The sequence below is a fragment of the Polaromonas sp. P1_G1 genome (genome assembly GCF_056405595.1).
Genome location: NZ_JBFUBU010000042.1, coordinates 1 through 22,396 on the forward strand (window position 1 = coordinate 1; position 22,396 = coordinate 22,396).

General features: G+C 66.8%; 19 protein-coding genes and 1 pseudogene. 9 read left to right on the plus strand and 11 right to left on the minus strand.

The features are described 5' to 3' along the window. Positions 1-149 precede the first annotated feature (149 nt). Positions 150-2,906 carry a polysaccharide deacetylase family protein gene (locus AC1D1Y_RS19830; RefSeq protein ID WP_477683844.1) on the plus strand — a complete coding sequence of 919 codons (2,757 nt, stop codon included), beginning with the start codon at positions 150-152 and terminating at the stop codon, positions 2,904-2,906. Positions 2,907-3,021: 115 nt separating this feature from the next. On the opposite strand, the gene AC1D1Y_RS19835 is transcribed toward AC1D1Y_RS19830, so the two are convergent. Then, entirely contained in the window at positions 3,022-3,522 is a 501-nt protein-coding gene (locus tag AC1D1Y_RS19835; protein WP_477683845.1) for a hypothetical protein, read from the minus strand. 219 nt (positions 3,523-3,741) lie between these two features. On the opposite strand from AC1D1Y_RS19835, the gene AC1D1Y_RS19840 reads away from it, so the two are divergent. Beyond that, positions 3,742-4,926, plus strand: coding sequence for an NAD(P)/FAD-dependent oxidoreductase (locus AC1D1Y_RS19840; RefSeq protein ID WP_477683846.1), 1,185 nt, complete (start codon positions 3,742-3,744; stop codon positions 4,924-4,926). Positions 4,927-4,933: 7 nt separating this feature from the next. On the opposite strand, the gene AC1D1Y_RS19845 is transcribed toward AC1D1Y_RS19840, so the two are convergent. Continuing rightward, the gene (locus tag AC1D1Y_RS19845) at positions 4,934-5,932 is read right to left on the minus strand and encodes an SLAC1 anion channel family protein (protein ID WP_477683847.1); all 999 of its coding nucleotides are present in this window, start codon (positions 5,930-5,932) and stop codon (positions 4,934-4,936) included. A 122-nt stretch (positions 5,933-6,054) separates the two neighbouring features. Between AC1D1Y_RS19845 and AC1D1Y_RS19850 the strand changes: the two genes are divergently transcribed. Further along, positions 6,055-7,032 (plus strand): GlxA family transcriptional regulator, encoded by a 978-nt coding sequence (locus AC1D1Y_RS19850; RefSeq protein WP_477683848.1) that lies wholly within the window; start codon positions 6,055-6,057, stop codon positions 7,030-7,032. A 259-nt stretch (positions 7,033-7,291) separates the two neighbouring features. Next, the gene (locus AC1D1Y_RS19855; RefSeq protein ID WP_477683849.1) at positions 7,292-8,488 is read left to right on the plus strand and encodes a Fic family protein; all 1,197 of its coding nucleotides are present in this window, start codon (positions 7,292-7,294) and stop codon (positions 8,486-8,488) included. A gap of 18 nt (positions 8,489-8,506) precedes the next feature. Here the strand turns inward: AC1D1Y_RS19855 and AC1D1Y_RS19860 are convergent, their stop codons facing one another. Continuing rightward, positions 8,507-9,517: an aldo/keto reductase gene (locus AC1D1Y_RS19860; protein ID WP_477683850.1), complete on the minus strand. Its 1,011-nt coding sequence runs from the start codon at positions 9,515-9,517 to the stop codon at positions 8,507-8,509. A gap of 142 nt (positions 9,518-9,659) precedes the next feature. Between AC1D1Y_RS19860 and AC1D1Y_RS19865 the strand changes: the two genes are divergently transcribed. Beyond that, positions 9,660-10,589: a LysR family transcriptional regulator gene (locus AC1D1Y_RS19865; protein WP_477683851.1), complete on the plus strand. Its 930-nt coding sequence runs from the start codon at positions 9,660-9,662 to the stop codon at positions 10,587-10,589. A 6-nt stretch (positions 10,590-10,595) separates the two neighbouring features. Here AC1D1Y_RS19865 and AC1D1Y_RS19870 read toward each other — a convergent pair whose 3' ends face one another. Then, positions 10,596-11,144, minus strand: coding sequence for a carboxymuconolactone decarboxylase family protein (locus AC1D1Y_RS19870; protein WP_477683852.1), 549 nt, complete (start codon positions 11,142-11,144; stop codon positions 10,596-10,598). 186 nt (positions 11,145-11,330) lie between these two features. Here AC1D1Y_RS19870 and AC1D1Y_RS19875 point away from each other — a divergent pair, with 186 nt between their 5' ends. After that, positions 11,331-12,344: an AraC family transcriptional regulator gene (locus AC1D1Y_RS19875; RefSeq protein ID WP_477683853.1), complete on the plus strand. Its 1,014-nt coding sequence runs from the start codon at positions 11,331-11,333 to the stop codon at positions 12,342-12,344. Here AC1D1Y_RS19875 and AC1D1Y_RS19880 read toward each other — a convergent pair. The 5 genes and pseudogenes from AC1D1Y_RS19880 to AC1D1Y_RS19900 form a co-directional block, all read right to left on the minus strand. After that, positions 12,344-13,417, minus strand: a pseudogene (locus AC1D1Y_RS19880) (type II toxin-antitoxin system HipA family toxin); the annotation flags it as partial. The gene AC1D1Y_RS19875 and the pseudogene AC1D1Y_RS19880 sit on opposite strands and share 1 nt — an antisense overlap. Then, positions 13,414-13,692, minus strand: a complete 279-nt coding sequence (locus AC1D1Y_RS19885; protein WP_477683854.1) for a helix-turn-helix domain-containing protein — start codon at positions 13,690-13,692, stop codon at positions 13,414-13,416. The pseudogene AC1D1Y_RS19880 and the gene AC1D1Y_RS19885, both read right to left, overlap by 4 nt. A gap of 168 nt (positions 13,693-13,860) precedes the next feature. After that, a complete protein-coding gene (locus AC1D1Y_RS19890; RefSeq protein ID WP_477683855.1) occupies positions 13,861-14,202 on the minus strand; it encodes a hypothetical protein in 342 nt (113 codons plus the stop codon). A gap of 76 nt (positions 14,203-14,278) precedes the next feature. Further along, entirely contained in the window at positions 14,279-15,178 is a 900-nt protein-coding gene (locus tag AC1D1Y_RS19895) for an SDR family oxidoreductase (RefSeq protein WP_477683856.1), read from the minus strand. 57 nt (positions 15,179-15,235) lie between these two features. Continuing rightward, positions 15,236-15,991: a glucose 1-dehydrogenase gene (locus tag AC1D1Y_RS19900; RefSeq protein WP_477683857.1), complete on the minus strand. Its 756-nt coding sequence runs from the start codon at positions 15,989-15,991 to the stop codon at positions 15,236-15,238. A gap of 169 nt (positions 15,992-16,160) precedes the next feature. Here AC1D1Y_RS19900 and AC1D1Y_RS19905 point away from each other — a divergent pair, with 169 nt between their 5' ends. Continuing rightward, entirely contained in the window at positions 16,161-17,057 is an 897-nt protein-coding gene (locus AC1D1Y_RS19905; RefSeq protein ID WP_477683858.1) for a LysR family transcriptional regulator, read from the plus strand. A gap of 11 nt (positions 17,058-17,068) precedes the next feature. Here the strand turns inward: AC1D1Y_RS19905 and AC1D1Y_RS19910 are convergent, their stop codons facing one another. Continuing rightward, complete coding sequence (locus AC1D1Y_RS19910) at positions 17,069-19,492, minus strand: glucose/quinate/shikimate family membrane-bound PQQ-dependent dehydrogenase (RefSeq protein ID WP_477683859.1); 2,424 nt, start codon at positions 19,490-19,492, stop codon at positions 17,069-17,071. Positions 19,493-19,788: 296 nt separating this feature from the next. Between AC1D1Y_RS19910 and AC1D1Y_RS19915 the strand changes: the two genes are divergently transcribed. Beyond that, complete coding sequence (locus AC1D1Y_RS19915) at positions 19,789-20,391, plus strand: DUF4142 domain-containing protein (protein WP_477683860.1); 603 nt, start codon at positions 19,789-19,791, stop codon at positions 20,389-20,391. A 17-nt stretch (positions 20,392-20,408) separates the two neighbouring features. Here the strand turns inward: AC1D1Y_RS19915 and AC1D1Y_RS19920 are convergent, their stop codons facing one another. Next, on the minus strand, positions 20,409-21,374 hold the full coding sequence (locus tag AC1D1Y_RS19920) for a LysR family transcriptional regulator (protein WP_477683861.1): 966 nt from the start codon (positions 21,372-21,374) through the stop codon (positions 20,409-20,411). Positions 21,375-21,507: 133 nt separating this feature from the next. On the opposite strand from AC1D1Y_RS19920, the gene AC1D1Y_RS19925 reads away from it, so the two are divergent. Beyond that, a complete protein-coding gene (locus AC1D1Y_RS19925; RefSeq protein ID WP_477683862.1) occupies positions 21,508-22,374 on the plus strand; it encodes an oxidoreductase in 867 nt (288 codons plus the stop codon). Positions 22,375-22,396 lie beyond the last annotated feature (22 nt).

Sequence of the window (22,396 nt, forward strand, 5' to 3'; positions counted from 1 at the left end):
CCCCCACCCCTGCCCTCCCCCAGCGGGGGAGGGAGTTGAATCAAAGCGCCCACCCACGGCGCAAAGCTATGATCCACCGCACAGGGAGCGCGCCGGAGGGCGATTGAACCAACACCCGGCGCGGCCGGGCTTGCCATAACTACAACACCATGACACCAAAAACAAAACTGGCCCTGGCGGCCACGGGAACCGTACTGCTGCTGGCCGTGGGCACGGCCGTCGTGATCGGCCTGGACAGCCGGGCCTGGCGCGGCAAGCAGGACAAGGTGGCGGTTGCCGCGGTGGCGGTGGCGACCGCCGAGCCGCTGGACACCCGCAAACTGCTGGCGGGCATGCAGGAGCTGCTGGCCGGCTACCGCAAGATCATCGTGCTGTTCGCCGACGAAAAAGCCCTGGGCGTGAACGAGCGCGCCATGGCCAACCAGGTGGGCCAGGGCCTGTTCCAYGAGAACCGCGAGCGCGTGGCCGCGCTGGAGGCGCAGATGGCGGCGTTGGCGGCCTCGGGCAACGCGCAGCGTTTTGACGCGGTGGCCGGCCTGCTGGACTACATCGAGAGCGACAAGAGCCTGTTCGACGCGGACCGCCTGGCGTTTCGCGAACTGCTGCGCAGCCTGCAGGCCGCGGTGGCGGCGGACTCTTCGCTGCCGGCCATCAAGCTGCACAAGCGCATCGGCGAGGACCTGGACGCGCTGCAGGAAATCGAGCGCAACTACGAGAAGGAAATCCGCCTGGTGTTCGGCCGCTTTGAGCCGCGCGCGATTGAACTCAAGCGCGAGCGCTGGGAAGACTATGTGGCCAGCCTCAAGAAGCTGTACACACGCGCGCAGATTTTGAAGGACTTCGGCGTGGTGATGCCTTACCCGGCGCCCAAGGCGCCCACACGCAAGGCCAAGGGTGAGGAAGAGGGCGAGGTGTTCGGCTACAGCCTGCCGCCCAAGACCATCGTGTTGACCTTTGACGACGGCCCGCACGGCGTGTACACGGCGGAGATTGCGGCCATCCTCAAGCAATACGGCGCACCGGGCATCTTCTTCCAGGTGGGCAGCAACCTGGGCACGGTGGCGGCGGACGGCAAGACCAAGCTGGGCCCGCGCGCCGACGTGAGCCGCAAGCTGCTGGAGGCTGGCCACACGCTGGCCAACCACAGCATGACGCATGCGCAGCTGTCCAAACTCAAGGGTGAGGGCCTGAAGTCGGAGGTGATGGGCACCGACGAGCTGCTGAAAGCGGTGGACGCGCGGCGTTCGCCGCTGTTCCGATTTCCCTACGGCGCGCGCAATGACGAGGGCCTGGACCTGCTGTCGGGCGCGCAGCTGCGGTCGGTGATGTGGAACATCGATTCGCTGGACTGGGCCGACCCGGTGCCGAGCTCCATCGTGGAGCGCGTGCTGCGCACGGTGGACAAGGAGGGCCGCGGCATCATCCTGTTCCACGACATCCACGAGCGCACGGTGAAAGCGCTGCCGGCGATTCTGGACCGGTTGTCGGCCGAGGGCTACCAGTTCGCGGGCTGGGACGGCAATGGCTTCAGCGTGGCCAAGGGCGGCAACAACAACACGGCCACGCCCGCGCCGGTGGCGGCCAACCCGGGCTACAGCGATTCATGGGCCATCGTGATCGGCATCGACGACTATGCAAACTGGCCCAAGCTGCAGTATGCGGTGCGCGACGCGCGGGCGATCCGCGAGGCGCTGGTGCAGCGCTTTGGCTTCAGCGCGGACCACGTGCTGTCGCTGGAGAACCGCGAGGCGACGCGCGCCGGCATCCTGGGCGCGTTTCATGACAAGCTGGCGCGCAGCGGCATGAAAAAGAACGACCGGCTGTTTGTGTTCTTCGCGGGCCATGGCGCGACGCGCCAGCTCAGTTCGGGCCGCGACCTGGGCTACATCATCCCGGCCGATTCGGATCCGAACAAGCTCGCAACCGATGCGGTGCCGATGACGGAGCTGCAGAACATCGCCGAGAGCCTGACGGCCAAGCACGTGCTGTTTGTGATGGACGCCTGCTACAGCGGCCTGGGGCTGACGCGCGGCGCGGGCTCGGGCAACTTCCTGCGCGACAACGCCAAACGCCTGGGCCGGCAGATGCTGACGGCGGGCGGCGCCGACCAGCTGGTGGCCGACGGCGGGCCCAACGGGCATTCGGTGTTCACCTGGACGCTGCTGCAGGCGTTGACGGGCAAGGCCGACCTCAACGGCGACGGCCTGATCACCGCGACGGAGCTGGCCGCCTATGTGGCGCCGGCGGTGGCCGCGGTGTCGCGGCAGACGCCGGCCTTCGGCAGCCTCCCGGGTTCGGAGGGCGGCGACTTTGTGTTCGCGCTGCCGGCGGAGGCCGAGTTCCTGAGCGCGCAGACCAGCCAGCTGCCGCTGGACGCCATCGCGCTGAACAGCAAGCTGGACGCGACACGCCCGCCGGCGGTTGCCGCCGCGCCCAGCACCTCGGGCGACAGCCCCGCTACCTTGCCGGCATCGGCCACGGTGGTGGTGAAGGACTTGCAGGGCGGCGAGCAGAAGATCGTCACGCCGCTGGCCGTGCCGAGTTCGGCGCGCCAGCTGGCGCAGCGCGCCAACGACCGCGGCCTGCAGCTCTACAAGGAAAAACGCTATGCCGAAGCCGAAGCGCAGTTCACCGAGGCGCTGAAGCTGCGCCCCGACTTCGCGCTGGCCGCGAACAACCTGGGCTTTGTCTACTTCAAACAGGACAAGTTCAAGGAAGCGGCGCGCTGGTTCGAGAACACCGTGAAGATGGACCCTTCGCGCGCGGTCGCCTACCTGAACCTGGGCGATGCCCATGCGAAGGCCGGCGACGGCGAGAAGGCGAAGAAGGCTTTCAGCGCTTACCTGGAACTGGCGCCGACGGGGCCGGGCGCGGGCCATGCGAAGCAGCAGCTGGAGAAGGGCTGAGGAACGCGAACCGGCGCAGGATTCGAAGCGCAAAAAGTAAAGGGGGCAGGTGATAAACCTGCCCCCTTTTTTTGTTGGGCTCGCCGATCAATGACCAGCGGCCCATGTTGCGCCATTACTTGCTGGCGGCGGCTTTCACGTCAGCCTTGGCTTCGCCCTTGGCGGCGCTGGTGTCGAGCTTGGCGTTGGCCTTGTCGGCGTCGGTCTTGACCTTCAGGGAGTCGACCTTGGCGTTGGCGTCAACCTTGGTGGAAGCGGCCTTGGTGTCGGCCTTGACGCCGGTCTTTTCAGCTTTGGCTTCGGCCTTGGTTTTGTCTTCGGGGTCTGCCTTGGCGGCTTTGGCTTCAGCCTTGGCTTTCACCTTGGCGGCCTTGGCATCGGCCTTGCTGCTTTTCTCAGCGGCTTTGGCTTCGGCCTTTTCAACCTTGGCGTCGGCCTTGGCATCGACCTTGGCTTCGCTCTTCACGGCGCCGGCGACGGCCTTGTCGGCCTTGGCTTCTGCCTTGACTTCAGCTTTCGTGGCGGCCGGAGCAGCCGGTGCAACGGGAGCGGGGGTTTGCGCGGAAGCAACGCCGACGAACAGGGTGGCGATCAGGGTAGCGAGCAGTTTGTTCATGAGAAAGTCCTTTCAGGATGGATTGAAGCTTGGACCGTTGTTGTCACGGTAGCCTCGTGTTCAACGGCCTGCACGCGGCGCTGTTGACCCGGCACACACAAGCTTGCATTTGCGGCCCACGCTTTACATGTTTTGTCGCTGTGCGGCGACAAATGCGCGGGCTAGCTGCGCCGCATGTAGGATGAGGCGCATCGGGAACGCAGGACAAGATTGAACGACATGGGCAACACCACACCTCCACAAAAAATCGTCATCGCAGGCGGTGGCGTGATGGGCAGCGCGATTGCGTATTTCCTCGCGAGCCATCCGCGTTTTGCCGGCGAGATCACGGTGCTGGAGCGCGACCCGACCTACGCGCAGGCTTCGTCGGCGCTGTCGGCGAGTTCGATTCGCCAGCAGTTCTCGCAGCCGGTGAACATCGCGGTCTCGCAGTTCGGCATTGAATTCCTTCGCAACATCAAACAGCACCTGGCCGTGGACGGCGACGTGCCCGAGATCGGGCTGGCGGAGCGCGGCTATTTGTACCTGGCGACGGAGGCCGGCGCGGCCACCTTGCGCGAGAACCATGCGACGCAGCGCGCGCTCGGTGTGGAGGTGGCATTGCTCGAACCCGACGCATTGCGGCAACGCTTTCCGTGGCTGAACGTGGACGACCTCGCGCTGGGCTCTTTGGGCCTGAGCGGTGAAGGCTGGTTTGACGGCTACGGCCTGCTGATGGCCTTCAAGCAGAAAGCGCGCAGCCTCGGTGTGAAGTACCTGAAGGCCGAGGCCACGGGTTTTGCGCACAAGGCGGGCCGCGTGAACGCGGTGAGCTTGCAGGGCGGCGCGCAACTGCCCTGCGACTGGGCGGTGAATGCGGCGGGCGCCTGGGCGCGGCCGCTGATGGCCGGCACGGGACTGGACTTGCCGGTGTATGGGCGCAGGCGCTGCGTGTATGCGTTTGCCAGCCCCGCGAAGACGCCCGATTGCCCGCTGGTGATAGACACCAGCGGCCTGTGGTTCCGGCCTGAAGGCGACATCTGGATCTGCGGCCTGCCGCCCGCTGAAGGCACAGACGACAACGATGCGCCGCTCGAGGTGGACTATGAACTCTTCGACCAGGCCTGGCTGACACTCGCGCACCGCGTGCCGGGCTTTGAGGCGCTGCGCCTGCAGCGCGCCTGGGCCGGCTATTACGAATACAACACGCATGACCAGAACGCGCTGCTGGGCCCGCACCCGGCCTTGCCGAATCTGCTGCTGGCCAACGGCTTCAGCGGCCACGGCCTGCAGCAATCGCCGGCCGTGGGGCGCGGTATCGCGGAGTGGATTTGCGACGGGCGCTACACCAGCCTGGATTTGTCGCCGTTGGCGGCGCAACGGCTACTGCGCGGCGAGACTCTGGTTGAGAAGAATGTCATCTAGGCTCTGCTTAAGCGGCGAACAGCTTGCCGCTGAACACCCAGTGCAAGGTGCGCACCGTGAGCACGGCCAGCGCCAGCGTCAACATCGCCAGCAGCAGGCCGGCCAGCCCATGCAGCACCACACCGCCGCGCGCCTCTGAATAGACGATGGCGGCGCTGGCCAGCGCGGCCATGGGGAAGCTGACGGCCCACCAGCCGGGCGAGAAGGGCACGTCGCGCCGGAACACCTTGGGCGAGACCACCACGAAGACAAACAGCGCGAAGTAAAACAGCGCACCGGCGAAGCGGTCGACCTGGCCGAAGACGTTGACCCAGGCCAGGAAGCCGACGGCAAAGGGCGCCATCAAAATCATCAGCGAAGGCCGCATGCCCAGGGGCAGCGGCTCGCCGTGGGCCAGGCGGTGAATGATGAGCGTCCACAGCACCAGCGCGACCATGGCGCCGACGGCCATAGCCAGCAGGTTGATCTCGCCGGCCCAGGCCATGGGCATGTGGCCGCCGGTGACGCCGATGTCGAGCACGCCGACGCCGGGAATGATCCACACCGGCAGCATGTGGGCGGCGGCCAGCCTGCCCTGCAGCAGGCGGCTGCCGGTGAGCAGGCCCAGCGCAAAGGTCACCACCAGGCCGGCCGTCCACAAACCTTGCGCGAAAGCCTGGCCGTAGGGCATGAGCACCGAGGACAGCAGCAGCAATGAAATCGCGAACTGGCCGAAGAAGTTGCCGGAGACCGGGTCGGTGAATTCGCGGCGCACGGCATCGGGATGCAGCGCGAGCTTGGCCAGGTAGCCGGCCGAGTGCGCAACGAAGACGGCCAGCGCGAAAAAGCCCATGGCTTCGCCGACGGCGGCGGGCGCGCCGAAGGCCGGCACAGCGAGCCGCCAGGCCAGCGCCATGCCGGCCAGTCCCATGACGGCGCCGTAGAGGTTGATGGGCAGCTGGCGTATGGAATAGGCACCCGCGGGGAAAGCCGGAGAGCTTGCGGTGGAGGCGGTGGTCGTGTTCATCGAGGCCTTGGGGTCTGCTGGGGGTCTGAAAAGGTTGGCTGGATTTGTCGTGTAGGCTATTTTCGGCTATGCTGGTTTTTTGCAAGGCCGCAAAAGCAGCCGATCCCGCCAAAGAGGCCCCCATGTCCGCCACCTGCCAGGTTTGCATACTCGCCGTCCCGCGTGTCCAGTTGCTGGACGTGATCGGGCCGGCCGACGTTTTTGCCGAGGCCGCGCAGCAGCTGGGCAATCCGCGCGCCTACCGGCTGCAGCTGATCGGCACGCAGGCCGGCGAACTCAAGGGCAGCAACGGCATGCGCATGGTGGTGGACAGCACCATCCACGACCACCGCAGCCGCATAGACACCTTGCTGGTGGCCGGCAGCCCGCTGCCCGAAGAACTGGCGGGCAAGCCCGAGACCAGCGCCTGGCTGCAGCGGCAGGCGCGCTCGGTGCGGCGCCTGGGATCGGTCTGCACGGGCGCTTTTTTGCTGGCGGAAGCGGGCCTGCTGGACGGCAAACGCGTGGCCACGCACTGGAACTCGACCGAGCGGCTGGCCGCCTGCTTTCCCGCGCTGCGGGTGGAGGCCGATGCGATTTACGTGAGAGACGGCAACACCTACACCTCGGCCGGCGTGACGGCGGGCATGGACCTGGCGCTGCACCTGGTGGAGGAAGACCATGGGCGCGACATCGCGCTGAAGGTGGCGCGCAAGATGGTGATGTTCCTGAAGCGGCCGGGCGGGCAGTCACAGTTCAGCGCGCACCTGGCGGCGCAGACGGCGGACAAGTCGGTGGTGCGCGAGATCCAGGACTATGTGCTGGCGCATCTGGGCGCGGACCTCTCGGTGCCGGCCCTGTGCGAACGCGCCGCGATGAGCGAGCGCAACTTCGCGCGCGTGTTCCGCGCGGCCACCGGCGTGACACCCGCGGCCTTTGTGGAGGCGGCGCGCATCGACGAGGCGCGGCGCCAGGTGGAAGCTTCCGAAGTCCCGGTCAAAAAGCTCGCTGATTCGCTGGGCTATGCCAATGTGGACGGCTTCCGGCGCGCCTTCGCGCGGCGCCTGGGCGTGAGCCCCAAGGATTACCGCAGGCGCTTTGCGGGGCAGGGGGTGGCTTGAACTTCTTACTCCTTCCCCCGCTGGGGGAAGGCAGGGATGGGGGCTGCCGGCGCTTGAGGTTCGCTGTATGTATTTAATAAAGGCCGGCGGGCCCCCACCCCAGCCCTCCCCCAGCGGGGGAGGGAGCGGACTCGGGGGAGAGCAAGGCCAGTTCATAACCCGTGCTCCGCCCGCCGCCATCGAGGCTCAAAGACTGATTTGAGCCGCATTTTCCAAGATGCGGCTCAAAAAGTGAGCCGTATTTGCTAAAATACGGCTCATGCCCTCCCAAACCTCGTTTCCCAAGGCCGCCTATATATGGCAACAGCCGGGCTGGCCAGCGCTGGTGTTCGACGCCGGCGCGCTTGAGCATGAGCTGAATCTGGCGCGCCTGGAACAAGGCCGGCTGCTGGGGCAGATGCAGGCCATAGGCTTGGCGGAGGCGCAGGCGATCACCGGCGAGTTGTGGGTTCAGGAGGCCATGGCCACGGCGGCCATTGAAGGTGAAAAATTGAACCTGGACGCGGTGCGGTCTTCCGTGTGCCGCCGGCTGGGACTGGCGGACCTGCCCACGCAGGACCGCCACGTGGAAGGACTGATCGAGCTGATGCAGGACGCGACGGACGGCTATCAAGCCGTGCTGGATGAAGACCGCTTGTGCCGCTGGCAGTCGGCCCTGTTCCCCGGCGGCACATCGGGCCTGCGCAGGGTCGCCGTGGGGCGCTACCGCGACCATGCGGACGAGATGCAAATCGTCAGCGGCCCCCTGGGCCGGGAAAAGGTGCACTACATCGCGCCGGCATCGGGCGACGTCGCGGCGCAGATGCAGCTGTTCCTGGCCTGGTTTGAAGACACGCGCCCCGCGCAGCGCACGGCGGCCCAGCCGGCCGCCCCTTCCATCAATGGCATCGCACGCGCCGCCATCGCGCACCTGTGGTTCGAGTCGATACACCCGTTTGAAGACGGCAACGGCCGGGTCGGCCGGGCAATCGTCGACATGGCGCTCGCCCAGGACATAGGTTCATCGGCGCGCCTGTTCGGGCTCTCGCGGCAGATGTTCGAGTCAAGGGAGGCCTACTACGACGCGTTGAACCAGGCACAGCGGGGCGGCCTGGACGCCACGCCCTGGGTTCAATGGTTTGTGCACGCCTTCACGGCCTGCTGCCTCAGGTCGCAAGCCGTGGTGGCACAGGCGCTGCAAAAGACGGCGTTCCGCCTGCGTGCCTCCGGCTTTGCCCTGAATGAACGGCAGAGCAAGGTATTGGCTCGCCTGCTGGAGGCCGGCGACGGCGGTTTTCTGGGCGGGATGACGGCCGACAAATACAGCAAGATTACCGGCACTTCCAAAGCAACGGCAACCCGCGACCTCACGGAATTGCAGCAACACGGCTTGCTCACGGTGATAGGCGTTGGCAAGGCAACGCGCTACGCCGTCAATGTGGAAGGCTGGAATGGCACGGGCAACACGCCGGTCTGACCGTGTCTAGAGCCGGTCTTATTTCTCGCTGTCCAGATGCGCCATCTGCTCGGCCCCATACCGCGTACCGGCCACGGCATCGACAGGCAGTGCGGCTTCAATGCGCTGGAGGTCCTTAGCGCTGAGCGTGAGCTTGAGCGCGCCCAGTGACTCATCAAGCTGTTTCAGCGTGCGCGAGCCGGCCAGCGCGACCATGTCCAGGCCCAGGGCCTTGCCGCGCGCGAGCACCCAGGCGATCGCCACCTGCGAGGCGCTGGCGCCCAGGCCGGCGGCGAGCTGCTGCAGCACGTCGACAAGTTGCAGGTTCTTGACGGCGTTGTCGCCGGTGAAGCGCGGCAGGTGGGCGCGGAAGTCGCCGGGGCCCGTGGGTTTGGAGCCCGACAGCAGGCCGCGCGAGAGCACGCCGTAGGCCGTGACGCCTATGCCCAGGCGCTTGAGCACGGGAAAGATCTCGGCCTCGGGCCCGCGGCTGAGCAGCGAGTATTCGATCTGCAGGTCGGTAATCGGGTGCACGGCATGGGCTTTCTGGATGGTTTCGATGCCGACTTCGCTGAGGCCGATGTGGCGCACAAAACCGGCTTTGACCATGTCGGCGATGGCGCCTATGGTGTCTTCGATGGGCACGTTCGGGTCCAGCCGCGCGATGCGGTAAATGTCGATGTGGTCGGTGCCCAGGCGCTGCAGGCTGTAGGCCAGAAAGTTTTTGACGGCGGCGGGCCGGCCATCCATGCCGAGCCAGCCGGCGCTCGGGTCGCGCAGCGCGCCGAACTTGACGGAGACCAGCGCTTCGCCGCGCCGGCCCTTGAGGGCGCGGCCTATCAGCATCTCGTTGTGGCCCATGCCGTAGAAGTCGCCGGTGTCGATCAGGTTGACGCCGGCATCGAGCGCGGCGTGGATGGTCGCGATGCTTTGCGCCTCGTCGCTGGCGCCATACATGCCGGACATGCCCATGGCGCCCAGGCCGATGGCCGAGACGGATTGCGGGCCGCTAAAGCCCAGGCGGGTGGAGGAGAGGATGTTGCGGGTCATTGGGGAGCCTTTCGGTGAATTCGGAGTCAGTGTTTGTGTGAGCGGGTAGAAGGACTGTATTGGCATCAATAAAAAGAATAAACTGCCGCAATTCAAAATAACTGTTACCCAATTCAAGAACAAAAAGACCAGAAAGCAGACCATGAGCGTTGACCGCTACAAAGCGATGGAAGTGTTTAACCGCGTGGTGGAGCTGGGCAGCTTTACCGCGGCGGCCACGGCGCTGCACATGCCCAAGGCGCGTGTGACCACCACGGTGCAGGAGCTGGAAGCCCACCTGGGCGTGCGCCTGCTGAACCGCACGACGCGCCGGCTTAGCCTGACGGACGACGGCGCGCTCTACCACCAGCGCGCGCTGGCCATGCTGCAGGACATGGGCGAACTCGAGGGCACGCTGCGCCGCGCAGTGGCCACGCCGGCCGGGCGCTTGCGCGTGGACGTGCCGGCCGCCGTGGGCCGGCATGTGATCTCACCGGCGCTGCCGGAATTTTTCAGGCGCTACCCGGACATGGTGCTGGAGCTGGGCAGCACCGACAGGCCGGTGGACCTGGTGGCCGAGGGCGTGGACTGCGTGATACGCGGCGGCCTGGTGCACGACGAGACCCTGGTGGCGCGGCCGCTGGGCCGGCTGCGCGTGGTGACCTGCGCCGCGCCCTCTTACCTCGCGAAGTACGGCACGCCGCAAACGCTGGAAGACCTGGAACAGCACCGCTTCGTGAACTTCCATTCCGCGAAAACCGGCAAGGTGTTTCCGTTTGAATTTTCCAGAGGCGGCGATGCGCGGCAAATTCACCGCCCGCATTGGGTCAGCTGCAACGATGCCGACAGCCACATGGGCGCTGTGCTGGCCGGCCTGGGCCTGTCGCAGCCGCCGCTCACGCGCCGCACCTGCGCGCTGCTGGCCAGCGGCGACCTGGTGCGCGTGCTGCCCGACTGGCAGCCTGAAGACCTGCCCATGATGGTGCTCTACCCGCGCAACCGCCACCTGACGGCCAAGGTGCGCGCCTTCGCCGACTGGGTGGCCGAGGTGTTCAAGGCGGAGTTCGCGGCCGGCGCCGGACTCTACCCGTGAACGCTGTCAGGCCGCGGCGCGGCTCAGCTTGACGGGCGCGAAATCGACAGGCACGGCAAACGCCACGTTGACGTAGTTGGTGAAGAGGTTGAGCGCCACGTGCGCGAGGATCTCCACGACCTGTTCGTCGCTGAAGCCCGCCTGGCGCACCGCGTGCACGTCGGCCTCGGAGATATTGCCGCGTTCGTTCACCAGCTTGAGCGCAAACGCGAGCGCCGCCGCCGTGGCCGGGTCGGCGGACTCGCCGCGCTGCGCGGCGGCCATGCCTTCGGCGCTGACGCCGGCCTTGCGGCCCAGCGCGGTGTGGGCGGCCAGGCAGTATTCGCAGGCATTGCGGTCGGCGACGGCGACGGCGATCTGCTCGCCGAGCTTGGCGTCGATGACGCCGCCGCCCAGCGCGCCAAACGAGCCCCACATGCTCTGGAGCGCGGCCGGTGAATTGGCGACGGCCTTGAACATATTGGGCGTGGCGCCAAAGGCCTGGTTCACCTGGTCGAGCAGGGCCTTGCGGTCGGCGGAGGTGGCGTTGCGGTCAATCAATGGGATGCGTGACATGGTGGAGTCCTTGAAAAGTCGGGGTTGAAGGGAAACATCTCGCGCGGCGCCGGCCCAAAGGCCTGTCGCTGCACAGGGAGCAGTTTCCCGTGACAATCAGGACGTTTTGGATGAATTCGTCCATGAAATCATCCTTATCGTACAACCCCCCCCTCGCCCGCCATCCACTCCCGCAAAGCAGACCCCATGACCGAAGGACTAGACCGGCTTTCCGCCCTGATGGACCGCTTTCGCGTGCGCGCCCATATGTTTCACAACGGGCCGCTGTGCGGCGTCACGCATTTCACGCCCGAGGCCGGGCTGGGGTTTTTGCATGTGATGCGCCGCGGGACCATGGTGGTGACGCACCGCGCCGGAAGCGGCGCGCCGCAGCGGGTGGAGGTCAGCGAGCCCAGCCTGGTGTTTTACCCGCGGCCGCTGGCGCACGACTTCCACAATGCGCCGGTGGAAGGCGCCGACTTCACCTGCGCGACGCTGGCCTTTGACGGCGGTGCCAGCCACCCGCTGGCGCGTGCGCTGCCGGCGCTGGTGGTGCTGCCGCTCGCGCGCGTGCAGGGGCTGGAGCACACGCTGGCCCTGCTGTTTGCCGAGACGGAGCAGGTGCGCTGCGGCCGGCGCCTGCTGGCGGACCGGCTGTTTGAGGTCTTGCTGCTGCAGTTGCTGCGCTGGCTGCTCGACAACCCGCAAGAAGGCGGCCTGCCCGAAGGCCTGCTGGCCGGCCTGGCCGAGCCGCGCCTGGCGCGCGCGTTGTCCGCCGTGCATGAAAACCCCGGCGAGGCCTGGAGCCTGGAACGCCTGGCGCAATCGGCCGGCATGTCACGCAGCGCCTTCGCGCTGCTGTTCAGGCAGAAGGTCGGGCAAACGCCGGCGGACTACCTGGCCTGCTGGCGGCTGGCGATCGCACAGGCCGAACTGCGCGGCGGCCAGTCCCTCAAAGCGATTGCCGCGCAGCTCGGTTATGCCAGCGCATCGGCGCTGTCGCGGCTTTTTGTGCAGAAGACGGGCGTTTCGCCTCGGGAATGGGCGAAGGGGCAGCCTAGCGCAAGGCCCTACGCGCCCTGCGGCGGCTCGAACACATGCTGCCAGTCTTGCGAACTGGCTTGCGGCAAACCACCGGCGTGCTGCTCGAACACATCGCGCCAGCGTGTGCGAACGAGTTGGCCGATCGACTCGATCACCGCGCGCGCTTCGTCGGCTTGAAGTCCGGCCAGCTCAAGCCCGGCGCCCACCAGGTTTTCCATGCTGCCCACGCGCGTACCGCTGCGCCGGATGGCCATGCTGAAAACCGGTGTTCCCTGGCGGTGAAAGTGGGGCAACACGTCGTACAGAGGTGAAAGCTGCCAGTCGCCCAGGCCTGTCTGGCGCAAGCTGGTGTTCCAGGGATGGTCGTCGCTGTTGCCGACGGCTGCATTCAGCACAATGCGACGGAACAGCTCAAACGCATCGCCGGGTTGCCGCAGCTTTGAGCGCAATTGCGGATAGCTTCTGCGGGCGTCGTCGCGGTCGCCCGGCGGCGTCAGCCCCAAGGCAGTGGCGGCGCTGACGCAATGCAGCACCGGGTCAATCGCTTCCGGATCTCTGTCAAACCTCGCGATCCGCAGAGCCGGGATATCGTTGGTCGGCACCACGGCATGCGACGGCACGTTCAGCCCCAACTCCCGCGCTAACGTGAGCGCAGTGGCTTCGGCCACCACCGTGTCGGGGCGCTCGCCTGGCAGTGAGAACTTCAGGATGACCGGGACTTGCCTGTCCACGGCTTTGTCATAAAAGAGAGCGGCAATTTTGGGCCGCTCGCCGCCCATGGCGCCCGATGAACTGTCCAGTTGTGCCCGTTGCAAGGCTTCGGCCGAGACCTTGCCCAGCGCCTGAAAAAGCAGTTGTTCCGACGGGGGTTTGTCGGCGAGGTGACCGACAAACAAAGCGCCAAAGCCGTCGGCCGGCGCATACAGAAGCCGCTCCCACCAGCCCCAGGCTTCATCGCTGCCCGTCAACGCGCGCCTCTGCCTTTGCAACACGTCCAGCGACCAGCCGGACAGGGCCACGTCACAGAACACGGGCGGCGGTGCAACGCCCAGGCGGCTGAAAGGCGAACGCTGCTTGACCCTGATATAGGCCGGGTCCAGTTCGAACGCAGCTTTCCCCTGGTCAAGATAGGTGGTGTCAAACACAAACTCCCAGCGGCCGGTTTCCTGCGTGAGTTCACCTACCCGCACCGGTACCCGCTGCCCGGCGGCATCGCTTCCCCAGCGAAAAACCGGCGCCCTGCGCGTCATGCGCTTTCCCCGCGGCGTGCCTTGCCGCCCAGCACCTGGTCACGCGCGGCCTCCTGGTATGCGGCGTCTTGCGCGGCGTCGGCCAACGCGGCTTGCAGGCTTTGGTCATCCAGCGCCCAGAGCAGGCGCGCGACGTCCGAAAAACGTGTGGACAGGGCCCCGGCCTCCACAGCGATCACCGTGAGGCGGCTCACGTCCGCCCGCATGGCAAGGTCTGCCTGGGTCAGGCGCCGGGCGCGCCGCATCAGGCGGATGCGCTGTCCCACTTCAGTCACAAATTGTGTGACTTCCAGGGGTTCGGAGAGAGGGTTTTTGCGGGCCACCGGATCGATACTATATTAAATTACAGACTTTTTTGGAGAATTTATCTGTATTTTCATACTTTTCTTGGATACATACAAGCCAGTAATGACCAGCGAGCGCCCCTTTCGGCCCGAACCCGCTTATCTGGCGGTTGCCGCTGAAGCCAGCAGCACAAACCCACCGGCCAGCGCAAGGTTCTTGAAGAAATGCAGCACTTGGTTGCGCAGCTCCTGCGGTGTGGCCGCCCAGAAGTTGTGGGCGAGGACGGCGTCGACCAGCAGGAAGGCCGCGGCGGCGAGAGCCAGCCAGCGCACCTGCCAGCCGAAGGCGAGTGCCAGGCCGGCGGCGACTTCGACGGCGCCCACAGCGGCGGCCGTGTAGTTGCGCTGTTTGGCTGAATCAAGGAAATGCGAAGCGCCGGGGCCTATGAAGGCCAGGGCCATCAGCGTGCGGCCCAGGGCCAGGACGAGGGTGGGGTTCATGGTGAGGGTCCTCTCTATATAGAAGCAGGTAGAAAGCGGATGGCGGCCTGCGCCGCCATCCGGTTCGAAGTCAAGCTCAGGCCGCGCGGCGCACCACGGGCTTGAGCATGTCGGCGATGCCTATGCGCTGGGCGAACTCTTCGCGCACGCGTTCGGCCACCACGGTGACTTCAGYGGCGCCGTCGTCGATGAAATCGGTCACCGAGCGGAAGGGCCGTGTGCCGGCGGGCAGGCCGACGATGCGGGTGATGTCGTCGGCCACGGCCTGCGGGTCGGCGTCGGCCGGGCTCAGGGCCGAGAGGCGTTCGCCGACCTTGTCCATCACGCCGTCGTAGCGCGCATAGGCGGCGGCGAGGGCCGCGTCGGCCGGCTTGCCGGCGCTGGGGAAGTGGGCCGTGCCTTTGGTGAAGGCGCCGGGCACGACGATGGAGGTTTCGATGCCGAAGCGTGCGAGCTCATAGGACATGCTGACGGCCATCGAATCCATGGCGGCCTTTGCCGCGGCGTAAGGGCCGAGGAAAGGCGGGAAGCCGCCGCGCACCGTGCTGCTGCTGACCCACAGCAGCAGGCCGGCTTCGGCCTGGCGCATGGCCGGCAGCGCGGCGCGGTTCACGCGCTGGGTGCCCAGGAAGTTGGTGTCGAGCACCTTGATGATCTCTTCGGGCGTGTAGGCCTCGCTGGGGCCGACCACCAGGTGGCCGGCGTTGTGCACGACCACGTCGAGCCGGCCCTGCTCGGCCAGGATGCGGGCCACGGCGGCATCGGCCGAGGGCTGCGACAGCACGTCGAGTTCGACGGCGCGCAAATCAAGGCCCTTGGCGAAACTCCAGTCGCGCAGTTCACGCACCTTGGGCGCGTTGCGGCCTTCGGTGTCGCGCATGCTGGCATACACGGTGTGGCCGGCCTGGGCGAGGGAGCGGGCGCTGAGCTGGCCTATGCCGGTGGAGGCGCCGGTGACGAGGATGATGGATTTCATGGTGTGTGTCTTTCTGAAGAGGGTTGAAAAGTTGTTGATGCGCCAATGAGTGCGTGCTTAGACCACACCACCATTCGCGCGAAGGGTTTGGCCGTTGACCCATCCGGAGTCGTCGCTGACGAGGAAGGCGACCGCGCTCGCGATGTCCTCTGGCGTGCCCAGGCGTTCCAGCGGTGCCATCCTGGACATGCGCTCCACCGTCTCGGGCGTCTTGCCGTTGAGGAAGAGCGCGGTGGCCGTGGGGCCGGGGGCGATGGCGTTGACGCGGATGTTTTTGCCGCGCAACTCCTTGGCCATGATGTTCGTGAAGGTTTCGACCGCGCTCTTGGTCGCGCCGTAGACCGCATAGCCGGGCAGGGCCAGGCCGATCACGCTGGTCGAGAAGTTGACGATGCGGCCGCCGGGCTGCAGGCGCGCCGCGGCTTCGCGCAGGGTGTTGAACGTGCCCTTGACGTTGACGGCGAACAGGCGGTCAAAGGTCTCGTCGTCGGTGTCGGCCAGCGCGGGCAGGCTGGGCGGCATGATGCCGGCGTTGTTGATGAGCAAGTCGACGCGGCCGAAGGCCTGGATGCTGTCGTCGAACAGGGTTTTGACGGCGGCGGAATTGGCCACGTCGGCCTGCACGGCGACAGCCTTGCCGCCAGCTGCGGTGATGGACTGCACCACGGCCTGGGCTTCTTCAGCCTGGCCGGCGTAGTTGACGACGACGGCATAGCCCTCTTTGGCCAGGCGCTGGGCCACGGCGGCACCTATGCCGCGCGAGGCGCCGGTGACGATGGCAACCTGGGTGGTGTTGTTGCTTGAAGCGGTCATTTGAAACTCCTGATGGTTAAAAGTGGGTGGCTCTGACTGCCCGCGGCGCCTGCTTGGTTTTGCGCTTTTGGTGAGCCAGTGAAGGTATTGTTCTATTCAATCCATATGCGATAAATACCGTAAACTTGCCATGACTATTCAACCAATGCCAACAATCAAGTCGTGATCCATGGACCGTTTTAGTTCGATGCAGTTGTTCACGCGGATCGTGGAACTGGGCAGTTTCACGAAGGCGGCCGACGACCTGGGCCTGCCGCGCGCCACCGTGACGCACGCCGTGCAGCAGCTTGAAAAACGCCTGGGCGTGCGGCTGTTGCAGCGCACGACACGGCACGTCAGCCCCACGCAGGACGGCGCGGCGTATTACGAGCGCTGCCTGCGCCTGCTGACGGACCTTGAAGAGGCCGAGTCGGCCTTTGTCAACACGGGCAGCAAGCCGCGCGGCAAGCTGCGCGTGGACTTGCACGGCACGCTGGCCAAGCATTTTTTGCTGCCGGTGATCGGGCAATTCTTTGAGCGCTACCCGGACATCGAACTGGAAATCGGCATGGGCGACCGGCTGGTGGACCTGGTGCGCGAGGGCGTGGACTGCGTGCTGCGTGTGGGTGAGCTGGCCGAGTCCAGCATGGTGGGGCGGCGCGTGGCCTTGCTCGAACAGGTGACCTGCGCAAGCCGCGAGTACCTGGACCAACACGGCAGGCCCGACACGCTGGAGGCGCTGCGCGGCCACCGCGCGGTGAATTTTTTATCCAGCCGCACAGGCAAGGCCTTGCCTTTTGACTTCATCGTGGACGGCGCGCCGCGCCAGGTGCAGCTCAAGGGCTCGGTCGCGGTGACGGACGCCGACGCCTACAAGGCCTGCTGCGCCGCGCACCTGGGTTTTATCCAGGTGCCGCGCTACCACCTGGCCGCGCAACTCGAAGCGGGCACGCTGGTGGAAGTGCTGGCGCAATTCCGGCCGGAGCCCATGCCGGTGTCTGTGCTGTACCCGCACCACCGCCAGCTCTCACCACGTGTGCGCGTGTTCGTGGATTGGGTCGCCGACACAATGAGCCGGGCCGGATAAGAACGGTTCAACTAGCGCGGTAGCGCGTAGGCCCGCACGTAGTCGCCCGCGCGCGTCCCCAGCGAACCGTGTCCGCCTGCGACCACCAGCACGTACTGCCGGCCGTCGGCGCCGGTGTAGCTCATGGGCGTGGCCTGGCCGCCGGCGGGCAGGCGCGAGGCCCAGAGTTCGTCGCCGTTGTTGACGTCGTAGGCGCGCAGGTAGTTGTCTACCGTGCCGGAGAGGAAGGCGACGCCGCCGGCCGTGGCGAGCGGGCCGCCCAGGCTGGGCACGCCCATGCGGAAGGGCAGTTGCAGGGGCGTGAGGTCGCGCACCGTGCCGTTCTTGTGCTGCCAGGCGATGCTGCCGGTGGTGAGGTCGGCGCCGGCGACATAACCCCAGGGTGGCGCCTGGCAGGGGATGCCCAGCGGCGACAAAAAAGCGCTGAGCTTGACGGCAAAAGGCGCGCCGAAATTTTCATTGAGCGAGGGCAGGCTGCCTTCGGGCCGTTGCTTGCCCTGCACCATCAGTGCCGTGTCGTCGGTCCGAGGTACCAGCTGCGAGACGAAGGCCAGGTAGGTCGGCGTGGTGAAGGCCATCTGCCGCACCGGGTCGACGGCCACGCCGCCCCAATTGAAGACGCCGAAGTTGCCGGGGTAGACCAGCGTGCCCTGTGTGGAGGGCGGCGTGAAGCGGCCCTCGTAGCGCAGGCGGTGAAAGGCGATGCGGCAATAGAGCTGGTCGAACATCGTCGCGCCCCACATGTCGCGGCCGGTCAGCGGCGGCGGGTTGAAAGACAGCGCCGATTTTGGCTGCGTGGGCGCGCTGCGGTCGCCCTGCGCGGCGCCCTGCGGCGCGGGGACTTCGCTGACGGGCAGCAGCGGCGTGCCGGTGCGGCGGTCCAGCACAAAGATCTCGCCCTGCTTGGTCGGCTGCACGAGGGCGGGTACGCGGTTGCCGTTGATGTTGAGGTCCAGCAGGCTGGGCTGGGCCGGCACGTCGTAGTCCCAGAGGTCGTGGTGCACGGTCTGGAAGTTCCAGCGCACCTTGCCGGTGGCGAGGTCCAGCGCGACGACCGAGGACGAATAGGTTTCGACCGCGGGGCTGCGCTGGCCGCCCCACTGGTCGGGTGGCTGGTTGCCCAGGGGCACGTAGACCATGCCCAGCGCTTCGTCGACGCTGGAGATGGACCAGCTGTTGGGCGAGTTGGCGGTATAGGTCTGGCCGGGCGCGAGCGGCGCGCTGTTGTCGGGCCGGCCTGAATCCCAGGCCCATACCAGCGCGCCGGTGTTGATGTCGAAGGCGCGGATGACGCCGGACTGCTCCTTGGTGGAGACGTTGTCGAGCACGGTGCCGCCGACGATGAGGAGGCGCGAGCTCACCACCACGGGCGAGGTCGAATAGTAGGCGCCGGGCTTGAGGTTGGGCATGCCGGCCCAGAGGTCGATCTCGCCCTTGCCGCCGCCGAAGGCCGTGCAGGGCTTGCCGCTGTCGGGGCTCAGCGCGATGACGCGCCCGTCGGCCGTGGGCATGAAGAGTTTGGCCGCGCATCCGCCGCCGGCGGCCGGAGTTGCCGGAACAGGTGCGGCGGGCGGCGGCTGGTAGGAGAGGCCGCGGCAGGTCAGGTGCTGCAGCGCGAGCTTGTTCTGGATCTCGGGGTTGAAGCGCCAGATCTCGGCGCCGGTGGTGGCGTCGAGCGCGATCACCGACTGGTGCGGCGTGCAGAAGAACAGCCGGTTGCCGACCTTGAGCGGCGTCACCTCGAAGGTGGTTTCTTCAGGGTCGCCGGGGCGGCCGCGCATATCGCCGGTGCGGTACTRCCAGGCGATCTCGAGCTGCTTGACGTTGTCGGGCGTGATCTGCGCAAGGGGCGAATAGCGCTGGCCGTGGCCGGTGCGGCCGTAGGCGTGCCAGTCCTCCGCCGGCACAGCGTCGGCGGGCGGCGACGAGGCGGCGGCGCCCATGGGCGGCAGCGGCAGCATGCCCACCAGGCGGTTGTCGTCGTGAAACCAGGTGACGACCGCCGCGACGAGAAACGCGCCCAGCACCGCGCCCAAGGCCCAGCGGCCGCCGCGCGCGCCCGTCAGGCCTTCATGGCCGGCCTCGCCGATGGGCCAGGTGCGGGCGATCCAGGGCGCCGCCAGGAACAGCCCGATGACAAACACCACGCCGCCGCGCGCGGCCAGCGGCCACCAGTCCAGCCCGGTCTCCCAGATCGCCCAGGCCAGCGTGCCGCCAATCAGCACGGCAAACACCCAGAGCGCGGCCGGGCTGCGGCGCATCAGCAGCACGCCCGTGAGCACAAAGCCCAGGCCTGCCAGCAGGTAATACCAGGTGCCGCCCAGCACGCCCAGCCAGGAGCCGGCCAGCAGCAAGGGCACGCCGAGCACCAGCAGCACAAGGCCCGTGACCCAGGGCGTGCGGCGACGGAGGGGATCTATGTTGGAAGAAGGCATTGTTGTTCTTGGGCCGGCGCGCTCAGCCGTGGTATCCCACACAGCATTCAAAAAAAGCGCAGCGGCAGACAGCCAATCTAGCGCGTGCGCGCCGCCTGGTGCGTCAGCCTGCGGCTGACGTGGCTGTAGGAACGCGGGCGGGCCATCTCGCACCGGGCATGCGGTGCATTCCTACATGCAGCGCCGGAAATGCCCGGCGCCGCGCACGGGCGGCAGAGGCGATCTTGGGAGGTCGGCAGCGCTTTCGCGCGTGATGCGCGGGCGCTGCATTTCACCCACTCTTCCAGGAGCTTTCCATGCCCATGAAACCCACACCTTCACTTCGCACCTACGGCCTGGCGCTTGCCGTACTGGCGGCGCTGGCGCTGTCCGTCGCGCCCACTGTCTGGGCGCAAAGCAGCACCGCACCCGCTGCACCCGCCACCAGCAATACCGCAGACGATTCCAAACTGGACCGCAGCGACCGCAAGATGCTGCAGGACCTGGCACAGGGCAATATGGCCGAGGTCGACGCCGGCAAGATGGCGCTGGAAAAATCGCAGAGTGCCGAGGTGAAAAAATTCGCGCAGCAGATGGTGGACGATCACACCAAGGCGCTGGGCGAGGTGCAGGCCTTGGCCACCGCCAAGAACGTCACCTTGCCGGACGGCGCCGGCGCCATGGCCAAGACCAAGGCCACCGCGCTGAAAGCACTGTCGGGCACCCTGTTCGACAAGGAATACGCCAAGCGCGCCGGCGTGGGCGACCATGAAAGCACCGTGAAGCTGTTGCAGAAGATGCAGAAGGACGGCAAAGACAGCGACCTCAAGGCGCTTGCCGGCAAGATGCTGCCGACGGTGGAGCAGCACCTGGAGATGGCCAGGTCACTGGCGGCCTCCACCGCTTCCGCCAAGTCCTGATGTGCTGAGCTTGCAGCTCAGGGCTGCTTGCGGCGCCGGCCGGTTTTGGGCGGCGCCAGTTCGTGCGGCTCCAGGAAAAACTGCGTGTTGCCCACCAGCCGCTCGACCGCGAGGTCGATGAAGGCGCGCGCCCGCGCCGGTTGCGCGCTGCGGCTTCCGTAATAGACGTGCAGGCCCAGGTGGTCGGTGACGTGTTGCGTGAGCAGCGGCACCAGCCGACCGGCGCGCACCAGCGGCGCGGCGGTCACGCCTATCAGCTGGCCTATGGCCTGGCCGGCGACGACGGCGCGGGCTTCGAGGTCCACGTCGTTGGCCAGGAAGGATGGCGCGATCACGCGGCCCACGACTTCTTCGCCGACCTTGAATTCCCAGGGCATGGTTTTGCCGCTACCCGTGTTGTGAAAACCGGTGCAGCGGTGGTGCGCCAGCTCGTCTATCGTGGCCGGCGCACCGTGCTGCGTGATGTAGGCCGGCGCGGCGCAGACGATGAGCTGCAGCGGCAGGATGCGCCGCGAGATGATGCCGCCTCCGGGCGGCGAGCCGGCGCGAAAGCCGACGTCGACACGGTCTTCGACCCAGTTGCCGATGCGGTCGTCCATCTGGATGTCGGGTTCGACCTGTGGGTAGCGGCGGCAATACTCTTCAAGCACCGGCCACAGCACCTCGAGCATGATGGAGCGCGGCGCGACGATGCGCAGCGGCCCGGCGATCTCTTCGCGGCCGCGGCGCGCGCCGTGCAGCGCGCGCTGCAGCGTGGAGAGCCCGGGCTGCGCGGCCTGCAGGAACTGCTCGCCCTCTTCCGTCAGGCTCAGGCTGCGCGTGGTGCGGTGGAACAGGCGCACGCCCAGGTGCCGCTCCAGCTGCACCAGCGCCTGGCTGGCAGCCTGCGGCGTGATGGCCTGCGCCGCGGCGGCCTGGCGCAGGCTGCCGAGTTCGGCCGCCTTGACGAAGGTGGCAATGGCGCGCAATTCATTCAAGGCCATGGCGATTCTCCCGGGGGCTGGGTGATGATTATCACGATTTGATTGATTATGAACCCAGCGACTCCCGGCTATTCAACACCTAATGGAAATCCTACATTGCCCTCCTCAACAACTTTTTTTGAAGGACCTGGCCATGAATGCAAAGACGGATTTCAAACGTGTCTGGATGATCACCGGTGCGGCGCGCGGCATAGGCGCGCGAATCGCTGAAGCGGCCCTGGCCCGCGGCGAGGCGGTGGTGGCTACCTCGCGCGACGCGGCTTCGGTGCAGAAAGGATTCCCCGCGGGCGATGCGCTGCTGGCATTGCCGCTGGACGTGACGGACGAGGCGCAGGCGGCCGCTGCCGTACAAGCCGCGCTGGCGCGCTTCGGCCGCATCGACGTGCTGGTCAACAACGCGGGCTATGGCTTGCTGGGTGCGGTCGAAGAAGCCACGGCCGACGAAGTGCGGCGCCTTTATGAAACCAATGTGTTCGGCCTGCTCAACGTCACGCGCGCCGTGCTGCCGTCCATGCGCGAGCGCCGCAGCGGCCACGTCATCAACATCTCCTCACTGGGCGGCTACCAGTCCGGTGCGGGCTTTGGCGTGTACTGCTCGACCAAGTTTGCGGTGGAAGGCCTGAGCGAAGCGCTGCACGGCGAACTCGCGCCGCTGGGCATCCACGTGACGGTGGTGGAGCCGGGCTACTTCCGCACCGACTTCCTGGACGGCAACTCGCTGGCCGTGTCGCCGCGCATCCTGGACGACTATGCCGCGAGCGCCGGCCGGGTGCGTGTGGCCGCCACGCAGATCAACCACAAGCAGGCCGGCGACCCGCTACGGCTGGCGCAGGCCATGCTGGCGCTGGTGGACTCCGCCACGCCGCCGCTGCGCCTGCCCTTGGGCACCGACACGCTGCAGACGATTGCGGACAAACATGCGTTTGTCGAGGCCGAACTGAAGGACTGGAAGGCGCTGGCCGCGTCGACGGACTTTCCTAAGGAAGCGCTGGCCGCCTGAGCCGCGTTGCGTGGATAAGAAA